Origin of the sequence: Faecalibacterium sp. IP-1-18, assembly GCF_023347355.1 — a bacterium.
GTDB lineage: Bacteria > Bacillota > Clostridia > Oscillospirales > Ruminococcaceae > Faecalibacterium > Faecalibacterium prausnitzii.
Genome location: NZ_CP094472.1, coordinates 1,228,386 through 1,247,228 on the forward strand (window position 1 = coordinate 1,228,386; position 18,843 = coordinate 1,247,228).

Consider the following 18,843-nt stretch of genomic DNA (forward strand, 5'->3'; position numbering starts at 1 on the left):
GAACTGGGTGCAGCACCTGCCCGGCAGCCTGCCAGAAGCAGCCCTACACCCGCCAGAAGTTTTGTGAATTGCCGTCGGTTCAAAATTTCTCTCCTATCACTTGTGTTTGGAAACGATCCAGTTCAGAATATCGGCATCATCAAAGACAACATTTGCGGCAGCATGGTAGACGTGAAGCCCCTGCGCATCGAAAAAGGCGTTGTCCGGGGTCTGCATTTGCAGCACGGTGTCGATTTGTTCATCCGTCCAGCCTGCGGCGGCGTAAGCATCGTGCAGACCGTTGTAGGCATCCCGTGCTTTCTGCACACCGTAGTATTCATCGCCCTGCGCCATGTAGATGTAGACCGCCACGCCGTTTTCTGCAATGGGCGCAAAACCGCCGTCCCACTGGGATGCTCCATGCAGATAAGCTGCATACAGGTCAGGCCGCATGGCAACTGCCCGCGACATGGTTTCGCCGCCAGCCGAGTAGCCTGCGGCGTAAATGCGGGCGGTATCTACGGCAAAGTGATTGATGAAATACTCCGTCAGAGCGATGGCCTGCCGCGCCGAAGTGTCGCCCCAGTCGGTGAGCTGGGCAGACACTACGATCATATCCTGTCCAAGGTTCGTCCAGCTGGTAAACCCCGTCCAGTCCAGATTGCTGCCGGAGGAAGATTCCCCGAACCACATCATGTTATAGCCGGGCATGACCACCATCATGGGGTACTTCCGGGTGGGGTCGTAATCCTCCGGCAGGTAGTAGCTGTAATGGATGAGCTCCTCAGTGCTGTCCAATGTCTGCTCCCGGACAAGCCCAGTCTGGATGTTTCCGGTTTCCGAAGAAGCACTCTCCGAAACAGCCGAATCCACTTCGGACGAGGTCGTGATGGATGTGCTGGCCGAAACCGAAGAAACCGTATTGACTGGCACAGAGGATGCCGCCCCGGTGCAGGCGGATAATAAAACGGTCAAAGCGGTGGAAACCGCGAAAATCACGCTGCGCATAAAATCACCTCGCAAAAATCAGGAAAATGGGAAAGCCGGGACGTTTCCGTCCCGGCTTTCCCTGCAACAAAGAAGGAGGAATATGGAACACTTCCTCAATGATGGAAGTTTGTGAAGACAGCAGGTTCTTTTTCGGGCAGGCCGATCTGTTGCTTGCCTATCTGGATACTCTTCATCAAAAAGGCCATGTTGCGGCCAAGGGTGCGCATGGTCTGCAAGCCCTCGGCATCTTTCTTGACCTCCTCGGCAGAGCCGCCGTAGACCATGTTCCAATACTGGCTGCTGGCCACTGGCATCCCACACATGGTAAAATATTTGTTCAGCACATCGTAGGAAGCTGTGTTGCCGCCGCGCCGACAGGTCACGACCGAAGCACCCACTTTCATGGTCTTGTCGATGTTCAGGGTACTGAAGAACAGGCGGTCCATAAAGGAGATCGCGCCGCCTGCCGGGGAACCAAAGTACACCGGTGCGCCAATGACAAAGGCATCGGCTTCAGCCAACTTGGGGGCTACTTCGTTGACAATATCATCAAAGACGCACTTGTTGGAGCCGGTGCTGTGGCAGCGGCGGCAGGCGATGCAGCCCCGGATGTCCTTGTTGCCCACATGGACGATCTCGGTTTCAATGCCCTCGGCTTCCAGCGTATTTGCCAGTTCGGTCAGGGCCGTAAAGGTGCAGCCGTTGGGCCGCGGACTGCCGTTGATGAGCAATGCTTTCATACAAACATTCTCCTTTTGATTTACCCTCTATTTCAAAAATTACCGCAAGAGAAAATTCTCCTCACACAAAAGCTCTGCTTACAGGTTCAGGCCATTTACCCAGCTTGCAATGTCGGCTTCACTGCTGCTGTGGCTGAACCGCTGGCCGTCCAGCCAAGTGCCGGCGTCCGCTAATTCTGCCAGCAGCTTGCCGCTCTGCCCGATGCCGGAGGAAAGGGACGTGCAGAACGGAACAACATTTTTGCCGGTGAAGTCATTGACGGCAACAAAGCTGCTCATGGGCCATGCGGCAATGCCCCACCAGATGGGGTAGCCGATGAACACGGTGTCGTAATCGTCCCAGCCGTCCACATCGGTGCTTTCCAAAGCCACAGCACGAAGGCCCTCGTCGTTGTGTTCACGGGAAACGCGGCTGTCATTGTTCGTCCAGTTCAGATCATCGGAGGTATAGGGGTCAGACGGAACGACTTCAAACAGGTCAGCACCCACGGTGTCGGCGATGGTCTGCGCTACGCCCTGTGTAGTGCCGGTGGCGGAGAAATACACCACCAGTGTTTTGCCCGTAGTCGTTACCGTGCTGGTAGCTTCCGAAGAAGCAGCCGCGCTGGATGCGGCTTCACTGGAAGCCACAGAAGAACTGCTCACACTGCTAGCGGAATTGCCGGAGCAGGAAGCCAGCAGCAGGGCGGCAGCAGATGCGCCAGCAACCTGCAAAAACTGGCGGCGGGAAATTTTATTCTTCATACGAAACACGCCTCTATCTATGTAAAATGCCGGGAATCTCAGAGAACCGCTCATGCCAGTGCGCGGCTCTCCAGCCACTGATAAATGTGATCAGCGATCTCTTTGTTGTTCAGCTCTTGGAACATGAAGTGGGAGTTGCCGGTGATGCCGATTTTCGGCAGATCGACCACAGTGCAGTCACCGCCATCGGCATTGTACTGGGCGGCAAAGGCCAGTGCGCCGTCCCGTACCCGCCGCCAGAAGCTGGTGGACATGATATCTTCCGGGCCGTTGTCGATGTAATCGCCAAAGTAGATAGCGATTGGAATACCTGCGCTCAGCAGTTTCGTGTACTGCTCCGAGCCGATGGCAGGGGTTCCGCCCGGCTCAATGGCAACAATGGCGGCAATGTTGTCGGCGGGCACATCCCAGCCGACTGCACCGCCCTGCGAGTGGGTGACGAAAATGGACTTGTGGCCGGTCAGGGTCTGCACGTCCTTCATCACCTCGCCCAGTGCGGCGGCAGCAACTGCCTGATCGAAGTCGCCGGTGTTGGGGGTCATCTGGCGGAAGAACTGATTCTGTGCAGCATCGCCCTCCGGGAACTGGGAGCCTTCGTACCGTTCCGGGGCAACGCGGCCAATGCGGAAGTGGGTGTACCATGCCTGATCGCCGGGCTTGTAGTCCTTGGAGTTGGCAGACCAAGTATCGAGGAAACCGTCCGTGCTCATCTGGGCGGTACTGCCAGCCTCACCACGGCGGGGCTGGTCTACCAAGAACGCAGAGTAGCCGTTGCGCAGAAACAGATCGGCCCAGCCCTGACGGCCGTCCGGGGTGGTTATCCAGCCCATGCGGGACTGTCCATAGCCGTGCAGATAAACCATCGGCCAACCGTTGCTGTCTGCCGGGATTTGATACAGAACATTAGCGTGATCCACATGAGCGGTGTTGCCTGCACGGGTAGTGTCCAGCCAGTTGGTGGTGGCATCATAAGTGCCTGCCACCGGTGCCGTGACCGTGCCGCCGGAGGAGAACATTCCTTGCTTGGCAATCGTCAGCGGGCCGTCCGGGTTCAGGTTGTTCTTTACCCAGCGGCTTACCTTGCCGTTTGTCTCGTCAATGGAAACAGGAGCCGCTGCACCCGTCAGCGCGGAAGCGGCTGCACCACCCACCATGGTGGCGGCAAGAACTTTCAGAAAACTTTTGCGCGTGATCTTATTCATCTTCATTTACCCTTTCATCTGGTTCATTTTCCGCAAAAAAACTCTCCGCACCCAGCTACAAACTGCTTGAAATTTACTTCTGATCTTCCACGGGAGGAAACATGGTGGCGAATGCCGCCAGCTTATCCTCCGTGACCTCATAATACCGTTTATCCTTGTTCAGCGTGGTGATCTCCTGCATTTCTGCATCGGTCAGCGCAAAATCGAACACATCGAAGTTGTCGTGGATGTGGGCCGGGTTCTTGGAGCCGGGAATGACCACATTGCCTGCCTGAATGTGCCAGCGCAGAATAATTTGCACGTTGCTCTTGCCGTACTTTGCTGCAAGGCGTGTGAACAACGGCTCTTCCAGCAGGCCCTTGTCAGCGTGGCCCAGCGGATACCATGCCTGAATCACCATGCCATTCTCGGCGAGGAAGGCTTTCAGTTCTTTCTGCTGGGCGTAGGGGTGAACTTCGGTCTGGAGGATGGTGGGCTTGACTTCGCAGATGCTCAGAATTTCTTTGATCTGCTCCTCGTTGAAGTTGGACAGACCGATGGCACGGACTTTGCCCTCCTTGTAAGCCTTTTCCATCAGGCGATAACCGGCAACGTAATCACCGGCAGGCTGGTGAATGAGCAGCAGGTCGATGTAGTCGGTGTCCAGACGTGCCAGCGTCTTGTCCACAGCATCGGCATCGGTGTAGAAGGTCGGCCACAGCTTGGTTTCGAGGAAAATTTCCTCCCGCAGCAGACCGGACTTCTTCATAGCGCGGCCCACGGCTTTTTCGTTGCAGTAGGCGTTGGCGGTGTCGATAAGCCGTGCACCGTCTTTCAGCGCACTCAGCACGGCAGTTTCAGCTTTGTCCGGGGTCAGCAGGAAGGTGCCGATGCCCTCTGCCGGCATCTTGACGCCATTGTTCAGAGTAATGAATTCCATAATAAATAGCTCCTTTTGTATTTTTCGTTCCTTGATTACTTGCACTCGTTGAGGATGTCCAGCAGTTCTTCGCGGCTCAGCTTCTTGCAGCAGCCGCCGGTCAGCACGGTGGAATCGGCCACAGCCTTGAGGTCGGTGTCGGCAGGGACGCCCAGTTCTGCAAAGGTGGTGGGCATCCCGATCTCCTTGATGAAGGCCGCCAGAGCCTCCACGCCAGCCTGTGCCAGTTTCAGCTCGGATTTGCCCGCCGGGTCGATGCCCCAGACGTTCTGTGCAAAGCGGGCGAACCGTGCGGTGTTGGCCGGGAGCAGGTGACGGTACAGCACCGGGTGAATGACCGCCAGACCAGCACCGTGGTTGCAGTTGGTGTAGGCACCCAGCTGATGCTCGATCATGTGACACTGGAAGTCGGTGACCTTGCCGATTTTCAGGATGCCGTTTTCGGCCATAGCCGAAGCCCATGTCAGCTCGCTGCGGGCCTCGTAGTTGTCCTTGTCGGTCAACAGGACGCGGATGTTGCGGATGACGCTGCGCATGACGGCTTCGTTGATGTCATCGGAGAGGTTGTTCTCGTCCGGCTTGCCGAAGTAAGTTTCCATCGCGTGGCTCAGGGTGTCGAACGCACCGGAAATGACCTGCTTCATGGGAACGGACAACGTGTAGGTGGGGTCGAGGAAAGCAAAGTCGGCCTGTGCACCCCACAGGGCCCCCTTAATCTTCTTTTCCTCATGGGTGATGACTGCGCCGTTGTTCATCTCGGAGCCGGTACCGAACACCGTGACGATGGTGCCCAGCGGGATGAACGCAGTGGGACGAGTATGCTTGGTGTTTTCCAGCTCCCACAAATCTTCGTCTACCTTGGCCTGTGCAGACACCACCTTGCAGCAGTCGGACACGGAACCGCCGCCCACGGCAAGGATCAAATCCACATGGTTCTCACGGGCCAGCTTTGCACCCTCCTGCACCTTGGCGTAGGTGGGATTGGGCATGATGCCGGGAAACTCCACGATGCGCTTACCCTCGGCGTTCAGAATACCGACGATTTCATCATAGACACCATTGTGCTTGATAGAACCGCCGCCGTAGGCCAGCATCACGGTATCGCCGTAGTGCTCCAGCAGACAGCCCAGATATTCCTTCACGCCACCCTTGCCGAAATAAACCTTGGTCTTGTTTTCAAACAGAAAATTGTTCATAGCCGTTACACTCCTTTATATAAAACTGGGAAATCAGACGTTTTTGCCCATCTCGTAGGCTTCCTTCATGGCCGGGGAGGACATCACCTCGCCGGGCCGATATACGCCGGTGCCGTAGATGACCCCCTTTTCCTTGGCACCATTCAGGCAGGCGGTAAAGCCCCGGAAACACTCCAAGGTGCAGGCCATGGCAGCACGGTTATCGTCCGCGCAGGTCATGATGAAATAGAACTCCTTGTTCGGAATGTTCGTCCACCGGGCAAGGCTGCGGTCGATGATGATCTTCATCTGTGCATCAATGGAGTAGAAGTACACCGGGCTTGCCATCACGATAACATCTGCCGCCTGCATTGCGTCCAGAATTTCGCTCATGTCATCGTTCAGGGCACACTTGCCGCCGTGGTCGCGGCAGTAATAGCAGGCATTGCAGGGCACAATCTTCTTGCTGCGCACGAAGATCTTTTGCACTTCGTTGCCGCTCTCCTGCGCACCGCGCATAAACTCACTGCACAGCAGGTCGGAGTTGCCGTCCTTGCGGGGACTGCCGGACAAAATCAAGACTTTCTTCATTGGTCGTTCCTCCTTTGAGGTACTCTCTTTTTCTGGTTCCAGTATAGCGCAAGTCTGCATTTCCCGGAATCTCCATTTTGTTCACTTGTTTGAACTCAAAGGTTCAAACAACCCGCTTGACACCCTGATTGTAACACTTAGAGTCAGCTTTAGGTCAAGTGCATCTTTTGTAAAAAGAAAAAGCCACTGCATGATTTCTCATGCAGCAGCTTCTCGTTGCAGTGGCGTATCAGCGATACAATTCCTTGCTGGCTATTTTAGCCGCATCCAGAAAACGCTGAACGGCAGGCGTTGGATTCGGGGAGTGCAGGATACCATAGGGGATGCCGTAATCCCAATCTACTGGAATCACTTTCAGCAATGGGTGGACATTGGCCCAGCCCGGAATTGCCAGCAGCACATCGTTGGTGTTTTCGCAGCGGTTGAAGATGTCCATGCTGTAAAATTCAAAATCCACGATATTTACTTGTGGATGGTGCTGCCATAAATCATCCCGCAGTTCATCTACATAGTGGCTCCATCCACGGTGCATCAGCAGTAGATTTTCGCCGTACAGGTCTGTGATCTGCAAGCGGTCTTTTGCCGCAAGTTTATGATGGATGGAAACCGCGCAGTAAAACGGCCTGCGAACCAGTTCCAGACCGGCACATTTGCGCAGATGCAGCATCGTTTCATCAAAGATGCCGCCTACTACATCAATGTTCGTGCCGAGGTCCGCCAGAATTTCCCGTGCATTTTCCGGGGTGTTTTCAAAAGGCACAATCTGGAATTTGATGTCCGGGCAGATGGTCTGCACTTTCGACCACAGTTCCATGAGCAGCTGGGCAGGTGTCATGGGAGAGGAACCAATGCGGATGACGTTGGAATCCTCCTGCATTGCGTTCCGGGCACGAATGACAGAATCATGGCAGTATTGAATGATGTACTTGGCATCCTGATACATGGAACGGCCTGCTTTGGTCAGTGTTAGTCCCCGGCGAGTACGCTCGAACAGCTTGACACCAAGGGAATCTTCCAATAGGTTGATCTGCTTGATGATGGCTGTTGGCGTGATGTAGCTTTCCTCTGCCGCCTTGTTGAAGCTGCCTGCATCCGCCACACGGATGAAGGTTTCCAGCTGATGATTGTACATGAAAACACCTGCCCTTCGGAGATTTCTATAAGAATAGGATAACATCCGATTGTGTTAAAATCAAGAGGTGTTCCAGCGAGATAAGCGGTATGCGGTTGTAGCAAGCAGGGCATTCGTCTATACAAATGCTATTTTGCTTTGCAAAATGCTTGTTGGGCTGTGCCCAAACCCCATTTGTTCTGCATCGTGCCGATGCAGGCGGCGCGTTTGTTCCAAACACTTTTATAACAAAAAAGATAGCCCTAGGGTTCTTCCATGCGGGAAGAATTCTAGGCTACGATGCAAGAGTTTGTCATTTCAACATGGACACCGGCTGCGTGGAGCTGCTGCTCCGGGATGGGAGAAAAATTTCCATCGACTGCACCGGGGTCGAGGATGCACTGGACGTGACCATGGCGCAGAGGTCGGAGTTAGACTACCTCATCTACAATGATCCGCTGGGCTACGCGAATTTGATTCTGGATAGCGAGCCGGAAGAATATTTGAAGAATGCGGCCGGGAGCCATGGGTTAGAAATCTGAATGAATGCTGGATATTACTGTTTTTTTTAACTGGTGATGTCCAGCATTTGTTATTTGGTGTTGCCCGATCAATTTTAATGGAATCTTTATACTTCTACAATTTTCTTTACGACTCTTTTATCTATTCCATGCTAATCTTTATGCACACGGATAGGTAAAGGAGCTTTTATGATTCAATATCCTCGTTACAGGCAGCACCGTTTTTCTTCTTTTCAGGTCATTATTGCAGGGTTTGCGGCAGTTGATCTGGTGGGCGCATTGCTTCTGATGCTCCCGATCGCTGCACAGCAGCGGTGCGTTACACCGTTCCATGAGGCGCTGTTTACTTCCACCTCTGCCCTTTGTGTGACCGGACTGGTGGTACAGGATACCGGCAGCTACTGGTCGGCATTCGGGCAGAGTGTGATCCTTCTTCTGATCCAGATCGGAGGACTGGGCGTCATTACAGTGGGCGCTGCCTTTGCGTTGCTTTCCGGGCGAAAGATTTCCCTCAAGCAGCGTAGCACGATGCAGGAAGCTACGGCTGCCCCACAGATGGGCGGCATCGTGCGGCTGACAGGCTTTATTCTGCGGATCACCGCCCTGTTTGAATTGGCCGGTGCTGCACTGCTGCTGCCGACATTTTGCGCCGATTATGGTTTGCGCGGGATCTGGTATGCACTGTTTCATTCCATTTCGGCGTTCTGCAATGCCGGCTTTGACCTGCTGGGAACAGAGGGTGCAAAATTTGTTTCGCTGACACGGTATGCAGGTGACCCATTGCTTACCACAGTGATCGCGGCCCTGATCGTCTTTGGCGGCCTTGGCTTTCTGACATGGGAGGACATTTGTACATACCGCCTTGACTTTCACCGCTATCGGATGCAGAGCAAGGTGATCCTTGTCACAACGGCATTTCTTCTGGTATTGCCGACGCTGTACTTTTATTGCTTCGAGTTCACGGCAGGCTCTGCCCGGCAGCGCATTTTATTGTCGATGTTCCAATCCGTCACACCCCGTACTGCCGGTTTTAACACCGCCGATCTTGCTGCGATGGGCAGCACGTCACAGGCATTGATGGTGGTTCTGATGCTGTTGGGCGGTTCGCCCGGCTCCACGGCAGGCGGCATGAAAACCACAACATTTGCCGTTCTGCTGGCCAATATGTGGGCGACCTTCCGCCGCAGAGAAGATGCGGAATTTTTCGGGCGGCGCATAGATAGTTCTGCGGTCAAGAATGCTGCCACGATTGCAGGGATGTATTTGACGCTGTTCTTCCTCGGAGCCTTTGTCATTGCTACGGCAGAGCAGCTGCCGATGTCGGTCTGTCTGTATGAGACCGCTTCGGCTGTGGCAACGGTAGGTCTGACATTGGGCATCACGCCGCAGTTGGGCATCCTTTCGCAGGGGGTGCTGATTGCACTGATGTTTTTAGGACGTGTTGGCGGATTGACGTTGATCTACGCGGCATTTGGCAGCAGCCCTGCCCACTCTCGTCTGCCGCAGGAGAAAATCGCAATCGGATAAAGGAGACAAGTATGAAATCGATTCTTTTGATTGGGCTTGGCCGTTTTGGCCGCCATATTGCGCAGGAACTGAATGAGCTGGGTCATCAGGTCATGGCGATCGACAGCAATGAGGATCGTGTGAACGCTGTGCTTTCCTATGTGACGAATGCACAGATCGGTGACAGCACCAGCGAATACTTTCTGCGTTCCCTTGGCGTTGGCAATTTTGATGTGTGTATCGTAACCATCGGCGGCAATTTTCAGAGTTCGTTGGAAACAACATCACTGCTCAAGGAGCTGGGCGCAAAGCTTGTGGTCTCGCGTGCAGAGCGGGATGTACAAGCCAAGTTTCTGCTGCGCAACGGTGCGGATGAAGTGGTCTACCCGGAAAAGCAGCTGGCAAAGTGGGCAGCGATCCGATACAGCTCCGAACACATTCTCGATTATATCGAGCTGCAGGACGACCACGCCATCATGGAAGTGACTATTCCGCCGGAATGGATGAATCGCACGATCGGCGAGATCAATATTCGAAAAAAGTATAACATCAACATTCTTGCACTGAAAAAAGACGGAAAGCTCGATATGAGCATTACGCCGGATACGCAGCTGTGCCGGGATGAAAGTATGCTGGTTTTGGGGAAATACGCATCGATCCAGAAGTGTTTCCGGCTCTAAAATGATAGGACGGATCGTATGGATGTCGCTTTGTTATTGATGGTTCTTGGAGTCATGTTGAGTGGTTTCCGGGCAGCAGATGCGCTGGATCACATACGACAGGAGATCCTTCGACAGGAAGGAAAAAGACGTGGCTGGTGGTCGTAACCATCAAATTGTGCTATACTGTGGGCAAGGCAGGTGATCTTTATGAATCAGAACGACCCACCCACTGAACATATTCTGGCGTGTCTGTCGTCCTCTCCCTCCAATGCAAAGATCGTGCGGACGGCAGCAACGATGGCAAAGGCGTTTGGAGGGACCTTTACAGCTCTGTATGTCCGGACGCCTGACTCGGATCAGATGGGAAAAGAAGACTGTCGGCGCTTGCAGCAGCACATTCGTATGGCAGAGCAGGCAGGTGCCGACATTTCTACGATCTACGGGGATGACATTCCGCAGCAGATCGCAGAGTTTGCCCGCATCTCCGGCATTACAAAAATCGTACTGGGGCGCTCCAGCGTACATCGCCGCCATTTCTGGAGTGGACCGTCACTGACTGAAAAATTGACGCTGACTGCGCCTAATCTGGATATTTATATCATCCCGGATGCTTCTGCAGAGAACGGCTACGGCTCAGGAAAAAAGCTGTTCACCCGTCCGCTTCTGCCGTCTGTCCGTGATCTGCTGATCACCGCAGGCATCCTGAGCTGCATCACGCTCATCGGCTTCTTTTTCTTGCAACTGGACTTTGCGCGCTATAATATTATTATGCTCTATATGCTGGGGGTGCTGTTCACCGCATTGTCTACCAGCGGCTACACCTGCGGTGTGCTGGGGTCCGTTGCCAGTGTAGCATTGTACAATTTCTTCATGACCGAGCCATACCTGACATTCCATGCGTATGATCCCGGTTATCAGGTTACATTTGCCCTGATGCTGACCTCTGCAATCATTACCTGCGCCCTGACAACGCGGCAGAAGGATCATGCAAAAATGTCTGCGCAGGCAGCGTTCCGTACAAAAATACTGTTTGATACAAATCAGCTTTTACAGAGAGCAAAAAGCGAGGAAGAAATCCTCTCTCAGACAGCGTCCCAGTTGATGAAGCTGCTGAACCGGAGCTTGATCGTTTACCCGGAACAAAACGGAGATCTTGGGTCAGAACAGGTTTTTGAGATTGATGGGGAAGTGCCGCGCAACATCTTTTCTGCACCGGAAGAACGGGATGCAGCAAACTGGACGTTTGCCAACAAAAAGCGTTCCGGCGCAGGCACGGATAGCTACCCGGATGCAAAGGGACTTTATCTTGCGCTTCGGACCGGAGGCGGCGTGTTTGGAGTGATCGGGATCGATCTGTCCGAAAAACCGCTGGATGCCTTTGAAAACAGTGTGCTGCTTTCCATTCTGGGCGAAGGTGCGCTGGCCATCGAAAACCGCAGAAACGCGCTGGAAAAAGAGCAAGCTGCATTGCAGGCAAGGAATGAAGAGCTGCGGGCAAACCTGCTGCGCACGATCTCCCATGACCTGCGCACCCCGCTGACCTCCATTTCCGGCAATGCCAGCAATCTGCTTTCCAACGGAGAAACGCTGGATACAGAGACCCGGAACAAGATCTGCACCGATATTTTTGACGATGCGCAATGGCTGATCGGTCTGGTGGAAAATCTGCTTTCCATCACCCGCATTGAAGATGGACGGATGAATCTGCAGATCTCACCGCAGCTGATGGATGAGATGATCGAAGAAGCACTGCATCATGTCAACCGGAAAAGCTGCGAACACACCATCACAACACAGTATGGGGACGAGATCCTCCTGGTCAATGTGGATGCACGGCTGATCATGCAGGTCGTTGTCAATCTGGTGGATAACGCCATCAAATACACCCCCGTGGGCTCGGTCATTCAGATTTCGGCTTACCGGAAAGACCATCAGGTCGTAGTGGACGTTGCAGATAACGGTCCCGGCATTCCGGATCGCGCAAAAGCACAGGTGTTCGAGATGTTTTATACCGGGCAGAGCCGCATCGCAGACAGCCACCGCAGCCTTGGACTGGGCTTGCCCCTCTGCCGAGCGATCCTGACGGCTCACGGCGGAACATTGACCCTGCGTGACAACATTCCCAATGGCAGTGTCTTTTCCTTTGCATTGCCGCAAAGCGAGGTGAACATTCATGAATAAGCCGTCCATTCTGGTCGTAGAGGATGATGTTCCTGTACGGTGTCTGATCACAACGACCCTGAAAACCCACGGCTATAAATATCTGACTGCTTCCAATGGGGAAACGGCGATCATGATGACTACCAGCCACAACCCGGACATCATGCTGCTGGATCTTGGGCTGCCCGATATAGACGGCATCGAGGTCATCCGCAGCGTCCGCACATGGTCGAACCTGCCCATCATCGTCCTGAGTGCCCGGAGCGAAGATTCTGATAAGATCGAGGCACTGGACAACGGCGCAGACGATTATCTGACAAAGCCGTTTTCCGTGGATGAGCTGCTGGCAAGACTGCGTGTAACGCAGCGCCGATTGAATCTGCTGGCTTCTGACGGCATAAATAGTCCGGTTTTTGTCAATGGTCCTTTGAAGATCGACTTCTCGGCAGGCTGCGTCTGGCTGAGCGAGAATGAATTGCATTTGACCCCCATCGAGTACAAACTGCTGTGTGTGCTGGCGCATAATGTGGGCAAAGTGCTGACGCATACCTCCCTCACGCAGAAAGTATGGGGCAGTACGCAGGAAAATGACATTGCTTCCTTGCGAGTTTACATGGCATCCCTGCGCAAAAAATTGGAACGATACCCGGATGCGCCGCATCTGATCCAGACCCATGTTGGTGTCGGATACCGGATGCTGCGCGCAGAAAATGATGAAGCATAGTAAAAAAACAGGGTGCGTCCCCCCGGACGCACCCTGCCAAAAGCCACAGACGATAGCGATAAGCTGTAAAAAGAAGCATGGACGCCCCCGAAAAGGAGAGCGTCCATGCTTCTTGCTGTATCCGAATGGAGGAGATTGCGAAATCAGTGATTGTCCGGGCAGACGATTTCCAGCATCTGATCGAAAACCTCTTCCATCTGCCGCACCAGTGTGAACTGGGTGCGGGCGCGGTCGAGGTTGTGATCCGGGCGAGCAATATGGAAATAATGGTCGCCCTCCAGATAGTCAGTCAGAAAACGGATGCCGCATTCCAGCGTCATGAGCCTTGCACCCCATGCAAGGCTCTTTTTTTCTGCCATGCTCATGGACGCCCCGGCAGTGGAGAGATACCCTTTGGCGAACACTTCGTACAGATGCAGGTCAAAATGGACTTTGCTCTGGTCAGGTTCGTCCTCAGCGCAGTCGTTGGCACCGGTGCGGATGGAATCGCCGAAGTCGTAGGCCGAAAGTCCCGGCATCACGGTGTCGAGGTCAATGACACAGATGCCTTTTCCGGTAGCGGCATCGATGAGGACATTGTTGATCTTGGTGTCATTGTGGGTGACGCGCAGAGGAATTTCGCCAGCTGCCAGCTGATCCAGCAGGACATGGCAGTCCTGCTTCCTCGCATGGATAAATTCGATTTCCGACGTGATATTTTTTGCTCGGCCCAGTGCATCGGCGGCGAGGGCTTTTTCAAAATTGGCATAGCGGTTGGGCGTGTCGTGGAAGCGGGCGATGGTTTCGTGGAGGGTGGAGGCCGGGTAATCCTCCAGCTGGTTCTGGAATTTGCCCAGTGTCTCGGCCACGGTGCGGAAGTCGGTTTCGCTGCCGACCTGCTGCAAACAGATGGTATCTTCTACAAAGTCGTAGGCACGCCATGCGCCGCCGTCTGCATCCAGATAGCAAGTCGACCCCGACAAAGTTGGGATGACATTCAGCGTTTCCCGTGCTGGGTCGCCGCCCTCGGCAAGAATTTTCGCCCGCAGATGCCGGGTCACGCCGCAGACATTCTCCATCAGGCCCACCGGGTTAGTAAAGGTATCTGTGTTGATGCGCTGCAAAATAAAGCGTTTGGAATGATCTTCCCGCCAGACCACAAAGGTGTCGTTGATATGCCCCTCACCATAGTGGTGAGCATCGCAGAGCACAGGCCCGCCAAAATCAAAGGCATTTGCAGCAGACTGGAGCAGAGAAAAGGTAACGGATTTCATCATAAATTCCTCGTTTTCGTTATACTTCATGCCGTTTTGACGGGGCAGGGCGTTGTCCCTGCCGCACCTGACGGCGGTATTCATTGGGGGTCAAGCCTTCCGCCTTGCGGAAGCATTGGGAAAAATAGCTGGGAGAGGAAAAGCCCATCAACTCGCTGATCTGCGCCAGACTGTAACCGGTGTTGCCCAGCATATGCTTGCTCTCTTCAATGCGGCGGCGGTTCAGGTAAGTAATGGGGGAAATTCCGTACTCCCGCTGGAAGGTGTGGGCCAGATAGTATTTGTTCAGGTGGGCAAGCTCTGCCAGCAGGTCCAGCGAGATATCCTCGCGGTAGTTGGTGTCCAGATACCGCTTGATCTCGGCGCACTCCCGGTTCTCGGTCGGGGCAGCCTCCTCCAGCTGCAGCGAAATGGTGGTGCAGCGCACCAGCCAGATCAGCAGTACCTCCAGCAGGTCCTGACAAACGGTCTCGCAGCCGTCTAAGCTGCGGTCGGCCTCGGCCAGCAGCATGTGCAGCAACGTGACCATCCGCTCCCGGTTCTCCCGGCAATTGAAGATGGCGTAGTTCGTATCCGCCTTGCTGAACAAAAACTCCATGCTGGCAACGCCCAGCACGATATACTCCAAGGGCGAGGCGTTCAGGCTAAGCTCGGTATGCTCCACCTGCGGGTTCACAATGACCATATCGTCCGGCTTTACCGGGAACAGCTGCCCGGCAAGGTAGAACTGTCCCTCGCCGCTGAGGCAGTAGAACAGCTCCGTGCAGGAGTGGGTGTGGGAGGTACTGTTCCAATCGCCGCCAAACCGGCTCTTGCTGATGTACAGCAGACGGAAGGATTCCCGCGGGGCGGGCGCGTGGCGGATATCAAAGCGCTGGGTACTCATAAATGGCTCCTTTTGAGGCGAAGAACAAAAAACATAAAAATAAAAGCAAGATACTAAAAATACGAGCCTAAAAACGATGCGTTGCTTCGTATGTTTTTTCTTATTATAGAGGCAATGAAGAAAAAATGCAAGCCCTGATTTTAGGCTAATTTTTATATTTTGTTTCTCAAGTCCCTTCGGAATATGTCAAAATGGTTACAGGTTGGGGATTATGCTGAAACTTTTAAAAGATTTTTAGCACTTTTGCTGGAAGAATTTTTCAGAAAGCAATATCTATAAAAAATGAAACAACAAACCTCTTGAGCAAGGAAGCGAAAGAATTTATATTGGAGGCAGAAAAACACACAGCCCTTCGGGCAAAGCCTGTTTGCCCGGCTGTGTTTGAACGGAACAAAATGATGGAGGCAACACAGTATGAATCGTATTTCTCGTCGTAATTTCCTGAAGGCGGCCGGCGTTGGCGCCGCTGCACTGGGTCTGGCTGCCTGCGGCGGCTCTTCCAGCTCCACCGCATCCAGCGTGGCATCCTCCACCGCCGCTTCTTCCGCAGCGGCGGCTGCAGACGTTACCATCAAGGTAGCTGCCATCGAGACCGGCTACGGCGCTGATATGTGGAAGAAGGTCGCCGAGGCCTTTACCGCACAGACCGGCATCAAGGTGGACCTGACCACCGACAAGAAGCTGGAGGACGTCATCGGCCCCTCCATGCAGGGTGGCGACTACCCCGACGTTGTCCATCTGGCTACCGGCCGTGAGGCTGCCCTGACCGAGCAGTTCATCAAGGGCAACCTGATCGCCGACATCACCGATGTGTTGAGCATGACCGTGCCCGGCGAGAGCAAGAAGGTGAGCGAGAAGATCGCCGGCGGCTTTACCGACACCTCCCTGACCAACCCCTACGGCGACGGTAAAACCTATCTGGCTCCCATGTTCTACAGCCCCTGCGGCCTGTTCTACAACGCCGGTTTCCTGAAGGAAAAGGGCTGGGACGTGCCCAAGACCTGGGACGAGATGTGGGCACTGGGCGACAAGGCTGCCGCTGAGGGCACCTACCTGTTCACCTACCCCACCACCGGCTACTTCGACGCCTTCTTCTATGCGCTGATGTACGCTGCCGGCGGCCCGGAGTTCTTCAACAAGGCTACCCACTACGAAGAAGGCATCTGGGACACCCCCGAGGCAAAGACCTGCTTTGATATCGTGACAAAGCTGGCTTCCTACACCAACCCCATCACCCCCGCACAGGCCAACGATCAGGACTTTACCCAGAACCAGCAGCTGGTGCTGGACAACAAGGCCCTGTTCATGCCCAACGGCACCTGGATTGTGGGCGAGATGGCCGAGGCTCCCCGTGCAGACGGCTTTGAGTGGGGCATGACCGCCCTGCCCGCTGTCAAGGCTGGCGGCGACAGCTACAGCTACACCTGGTTCGAGCAGGCATGGATCCCGGCGGGTGCTGAGCATCTGGATGCAGCCAAGCAGTTCGTGGCGTACCTGTATAGTGACGAAGCCTGCAAGCTGTTTGCCGAGAGCGGCGCTATCCAGCCTGTGCTGGGCATCGCCGACAGTCTGGAAGGCGACAACAAGATGTTCTACTCCATCTATGATAACGGCGCAAAGGCCGCCATGGGCAACTTTGCAGCCTTCAGCGCTATCCCCGGCGTGGAAGTGCGTACCGTGTTCTTCGACCCTGTCAACTCTCTGGTGTCCGGCAGCATGACCGAGCAGCAGTGGATCGACGGCATCAAGTCCGCCAGCGACCAGATGCGCGCCAACATTATCGAGTAATTAAGCCCTGCCCAGCGGGGGCGGTTTTTACCGCCTCCGCTTTTTTGGGCTGTACAGTACCATCAAGAAAGGAGCGGTCAATCCCCTATGAGAACGGATAAAAGCCGCAAACGGTTCGTATTCCTCTGTGTGGCACCGGCTACCATCCTGTTTTTCCTCTTTATGATCCTGCCCACCCTCAACGTGTTCCGCATGAGTTTGTATGAGCGGGGTGCCTATTCTCCCAACGAGACCTTTGTGGGGCTTAAAAACTTCCAGCATCTGCTGCGGGACGCCCAGTTCATCCGCTCCATGCAGAATATGATCCTGCTGGTGGTAACGGTCACCCTGATCACCTTCGCCTTTGCACTGGTATTTGCCGCCATCCTCACCCGGGAGAAGATCAAAGGCCAGAACTTTTTCCGCATCATCTTCTACATCCCCAACATCCTGTCGGTGGTCGTCATCTCCGGCATCTTCTCTGCCATCTATAAGCCGGAAAACGGCATGCTGAACAGCATCATCGGCCTGTTCCGCAACATGAGCGACCCCATCCTGTGGAAGGGCGAAAAACTGGTCATCCCCTCCATCATCATTGCCATGGTGTGGCAGGCCATCGGCTACTACATGGTCATGTACATGGCCTCCATGTCTGCCGTGCCCATCAGCCTGTACGAGAGCGCCAATCTGGACGGTGCCGGGCGGCTGACCCAGTTCTTCCAGATCACCATCCCCCTCATCTGGACGAATATCCGCACCACCCTCACCTTCTTTATCATCTCCACCATCAACATGGCCTTCCTCTTCGTCAAGGCCATGACCAGCGGCGGGCCCAACGGCGCATCGGATGTGGCGCTGAGCTATATGTACAGCCAGAAGGACGCTGGCCTGTATGGCTATAGTATGGCCATCGGCGTCGTCATTTTCCTGTTCTCGTTTGCGCTGTCCGCCTGTGTCAACAAGGCCACCAGCCGTGACCCGCTGGAATTTTAAGGAGGGAAGAAGATGCAGAATACCACCGAAAAATCTTCCCGCTCTGCGGAAGGTCTGTACAAGTTTTTCATCTATTTTGTACTGGTTCTGCTGGCCGTTACCATCATCGTGCCGGTGGCATGGGTGTTCATGGCCTCCATCAAGCAGAATGCAGAGTTCTACGGCAACCCCTGGGCATTGCCCGCCGGGTTCTACTGGCAGAACTTCGTCAACGCATGGAACGGCGCAAAAATGGGCGAATATATGCTCAACTCGGTCATCGTCACCGCGCTGGCGCTGGCACTGCTGCTGGTCGTTGCCCTGCCCGCCGCCTACTGTCTGTCCCGCTTCCACTTCAAGGGGTGCAAAGTACTGAACACCCTGTTCATGGCGGGCTTGTTCATCAACGTGAACTACATCGTGGTGCCCATCTTTTTGATGCTGCGGGACAGCGATGTGTGGCTGAAAGGCCATTTCGGCAGCGGCTTTCTGCTGAACAATCTGGTGGTGCTGGCGGTGGTATACGCCGCCACCGCGCTGCCCTTTACCATCTACCTGCTGTCGGGCTACTTTGCCACCCTGCCCCACGATTTTGAGGAGGCCGCCTATATCGACGGTGCAAGCTATTTTTCCACCATGACCCGCATCATCTTCCCCATGGCAAAGCCCTCCATCATCACCATTATCCTGTTCAACTTCCTGTCCTTCTGGAACGAGTATATCATTTCCATGACCCTGATGAGCTCCACCAAGGCGCCCCGCACCCTGCCGGTAGGTCTTTTGAACCTGATGCAGGCGCAGCAGAGCGCCGCCCAGTACGGTACCATGTACGCAGGTCTTGTGCTGGTGATGCTGCCCACCCTGATTTTGTACATCTGCGTGCAGCGGCAGCTGACGCAGGGCATGACCGTGGGCGGCCTGAAAGGTTAAGGTGACAGACG

The 18,843-nt window shown here is 54.5% G+C and carries 19 protein-coding genes; 9 read left to right on the forward strand and 10 right to left on the reverse strand.

Features of this window, described 5'->3' with window-relative positions:
• Nucleotides 1-96: 96 nt before the first annotated feature.
• Nucleotides 97-777 carry a prolyl oligopeptidase family serine peptidase gene (locus MTP43_RS05850; protein WP_005926975.1) on the reverse strand — a complete coding sequence of 227 codons (681 nt, stop codon included), beginning with the start codon at nt 775-777 and terminating at the stop codon, nt 97-99.
• A gap of 91 nt (nt 778-868) precedes the next feature.
• On the opposite strand from MTP43_RS05850, the gene MTP43_RS05855 reads away from it, so the two are divergent.
• Nucleotides 869-1,102 carry a hypothetical protein gene (locus tag MTP43_RS05855; protein ID WP_223384240.1) on the forward strand — a complete coding sequence of 78 codons (234 nt, stop codon included), beginning with the start codon at nt 869-871 and terminating at the stop codon, nt 1,100-1,102.
• Here MTP43_RS05855 and MTP43_RS05860 read toward each other — a convergent pair.
• From MTP43_RS05860 to MTP43_RS05890, 7 genes are all read right to left on the reverse strand, one after another.
• Nucleotides 1,083-1,709: a flavodoxin family protein gene (locus MTP43_RS05860; RefSeq protein WP_005926971.1), complete on the reverse strand. Its 627-nt coding sequence runs from the start codon at nt 1,707-1,709 to the stop codon at nt 1,083-1,085. The genes MTP43_RS05855 and MTP43_RS05860 overlap by 20 nt on opposite strands.
• Before the next feature lie 78 nt (nt 1,710-1,787).
• A complete protein-coding gene (locus tag MTP43_RS05865; RefSeq protein ID WP_015538301.1) occupies nt 1,788-2,453 on the reverse strand; it encodes a flavodoxin in 666 nt (221 codons plus the stop codon).
• A 50-nt stretch (nt 2,454-2,503) separates the two neighbouring features.
• A complete protein-coding gene (locus MTP43_RS05870) occupies nt 2,504-3,655 on the reverse strand; it encodes an alpha/beta hydrolase (protein WP_223384239.1) in 1,152 nt (383 codons plus the stop codon).
• A 73-nt stretch (nt 3,656-3,728) separates the two neighbouring features.
• Nucleotides 3,729-4,574 carry an aldo/keto reductase gene (locus tag MTP43_RS05875; protein WP_015538302.1) on the reverse strand — a complete coding sequence of 282 codons (846 nt, stop codon included), beginning with the start codon at nt 4,572-4,574 and terminating at the stop codon, nt 3,729-3,731.
• Between the two features lie 35 nt (nt 4,575-4,609).
• Nucleotides 4,610-5,770, reverse strand: coding sequence for an iron-containing alcohol dehydrogenase (locus MTP43_RS05880; RefSeq protein WP_005926964.1), 1,161 nt, complete (start codon nt 5,768-5,770; stop codon nt 4,610-4,612).
• A gap of 33 nt (nt 5,771-5,803) precedes the next feature.
• Nucleotides 5,804-6,340 (reverse strand): flavodoxin family protein, encoded by a 537-nt coding sequence (locus MTP43_RS05885; RefSeq protein ID WP_015538303.1) that lies wholly within the window; start codon nt 6,338-6,340, stop codon nt 5,804-5,806.
• A gap of 229 nt (nt 6,341-6,569) precedes the next feature.
• Entirely contained in the window at nt 6,570-7,472 is a 903-nt protein-coding gene (locus MTP43_RS05890; protein ID WP_005926957.1) for a LysR family transcriptional regulator, read from the reverse strand.
• Between the two features lie 266 nt (nt 7,473-7,738).
• Here MTP43_RS05890 and MTP43_RS05895 point away from each other — a divergent pair, with 266 nt between their 5' ends.
• The 5 genes from MTP43_RS05895 (at nt 7,739) to MTP43_RS05915 (ending at nt 13,024) form a co-directional block, all read left to right on the forward strand.
• Complete coding sequence (locus MTP43_RS05895; protein WP_223452453.1) at nt 7,739-7,993, forward strand: DUF6061 family protein; 255 nt, start codon at nt 7,739-7,741, stop codon at nt 7,991-7,993.
• Between the two features lie 168 nt (nt 7,994-8,161).
• Complete coding sequence (locus MTP43_RS05900; protein WP_113620938.1) at nt 8,162-9,499, forward strand: TrkH family potassium uptake protein; 1,338 nt, start codon at nt 8,162-8,164, stop codon at nt 9,497-9,499.
• Nucleotides 9,500-9,510: 11 nt separating this feature from the next.
• On the forward strand, nt 9,511-10,158 hold the full coding sequence (locus MTP43_RS05905; RefSeq protein ID WP_005926948.1) for a potassium channel family protein: 648 nt from the start codon (nt 9,511-9,513) through the stop codon (nt 10,156-10,158).
• Between the two features lie 384 nt (nt 10,159-10,542).
• Nucleotides 10,543-12,321, forward strand: coding sequence for a DUF4118 domain-containing protein (locus MTP43_RS05910; RefSeq protein ID WP_223474483.1), 1,779 nt, complete (start codon nt 10,543-10,545; stop codon nt 12,319-12,321).
• Nucleotides 12,314-13,024, forward strand: a complete 711-nt coding sequence (locus MTP43_RS05915; protein ID WP_005926942.1) for a response regulator — start codon at nt 12,314-12,316, stop codon at nt 13,022-13,024. Before MTP43_RS05910 ends, MTP43_RS05915 begins: the two co-directional genes overlap by 8 nt.
• 143 nt (nt 13,025-13,167) lie before the next feature.
• On the opposite strand, the gene MTP43_RS05920 is transcribed toward MTP43_RS05915, so the two are convergent.
• On the reverse strand, nt 13,168-14,277 hold the full coding sequence (locus tag MTP43_RS05920) for a phosphotransferase enzyme family protein (RefSeq protein ID WP_173016261.1): 1,110 nt from the start codon (nt 14,275-14,277) through the stop codon (nt 13,168-13,170).
• Between the two features lie 19 nt (nt 14,278-14,296).
• Nucleotides 14,297-15,163: a helix-turn-helix domain-containing protein gene (locus tag MTP43_RS05925; protein WP_249235157.1), complete on the reverse strand. Its 867-nt coding sequence runs from the start codon at nt 15,161-15,163 to the stop codon at nt 14,297-14,299.
• A gap of 414 nt (nt 15,164-15,577) precedes the next feature.
• Between MTP43_RS05925 and MTP43_RS05930 the strand changes: the two genes are divergently transcribed.
• The 3 genes from MTP43_RS05930 to MTP43_RS05940 all read left to right on the forward strand — a co-directional run bounded on the left by MTP43_RS05930 (nt 15,578) and on the right by MTP43_RS05940 (nt 18,832).
• Entirely contained in the window at nt 15,578-16,951 is a 1,374-nt protein-coding gene (locus MTP43_RS05930; RefSeq protein WP_113620941.1) for a carbohydrate ABC transporter substrate-binding protein, read from the forward strand.
• A gap of 87 nt (nt 16,952-17,038) precedes the next feature.
• Nucleotides 17,039-17,923 (forward strand): carbohydrate ABC transporter permease, encoded by an 885-nt coding sequence (locus tag MTP43_RS05935; protein WP_113620942.1) that lies wholly within the window; start codon nt 17,039-17,041, stop codon nt 17,921-17,923.
• A 12-nt stretch (nt 17,924-17,935) separates the two neighbouring features.
• Entirely contained in the window at nt 17,936-18,832 is an 897-nt protein-coding gene (locus tag MTP43_RS05940) for a carbohydrate ABC transporter permease (RefSeq protein WP_005926924.1), read from the forward strand.
• The last annotated feature ends 11 nt before the right edge of the window (nt 18,833-18,843 follow it).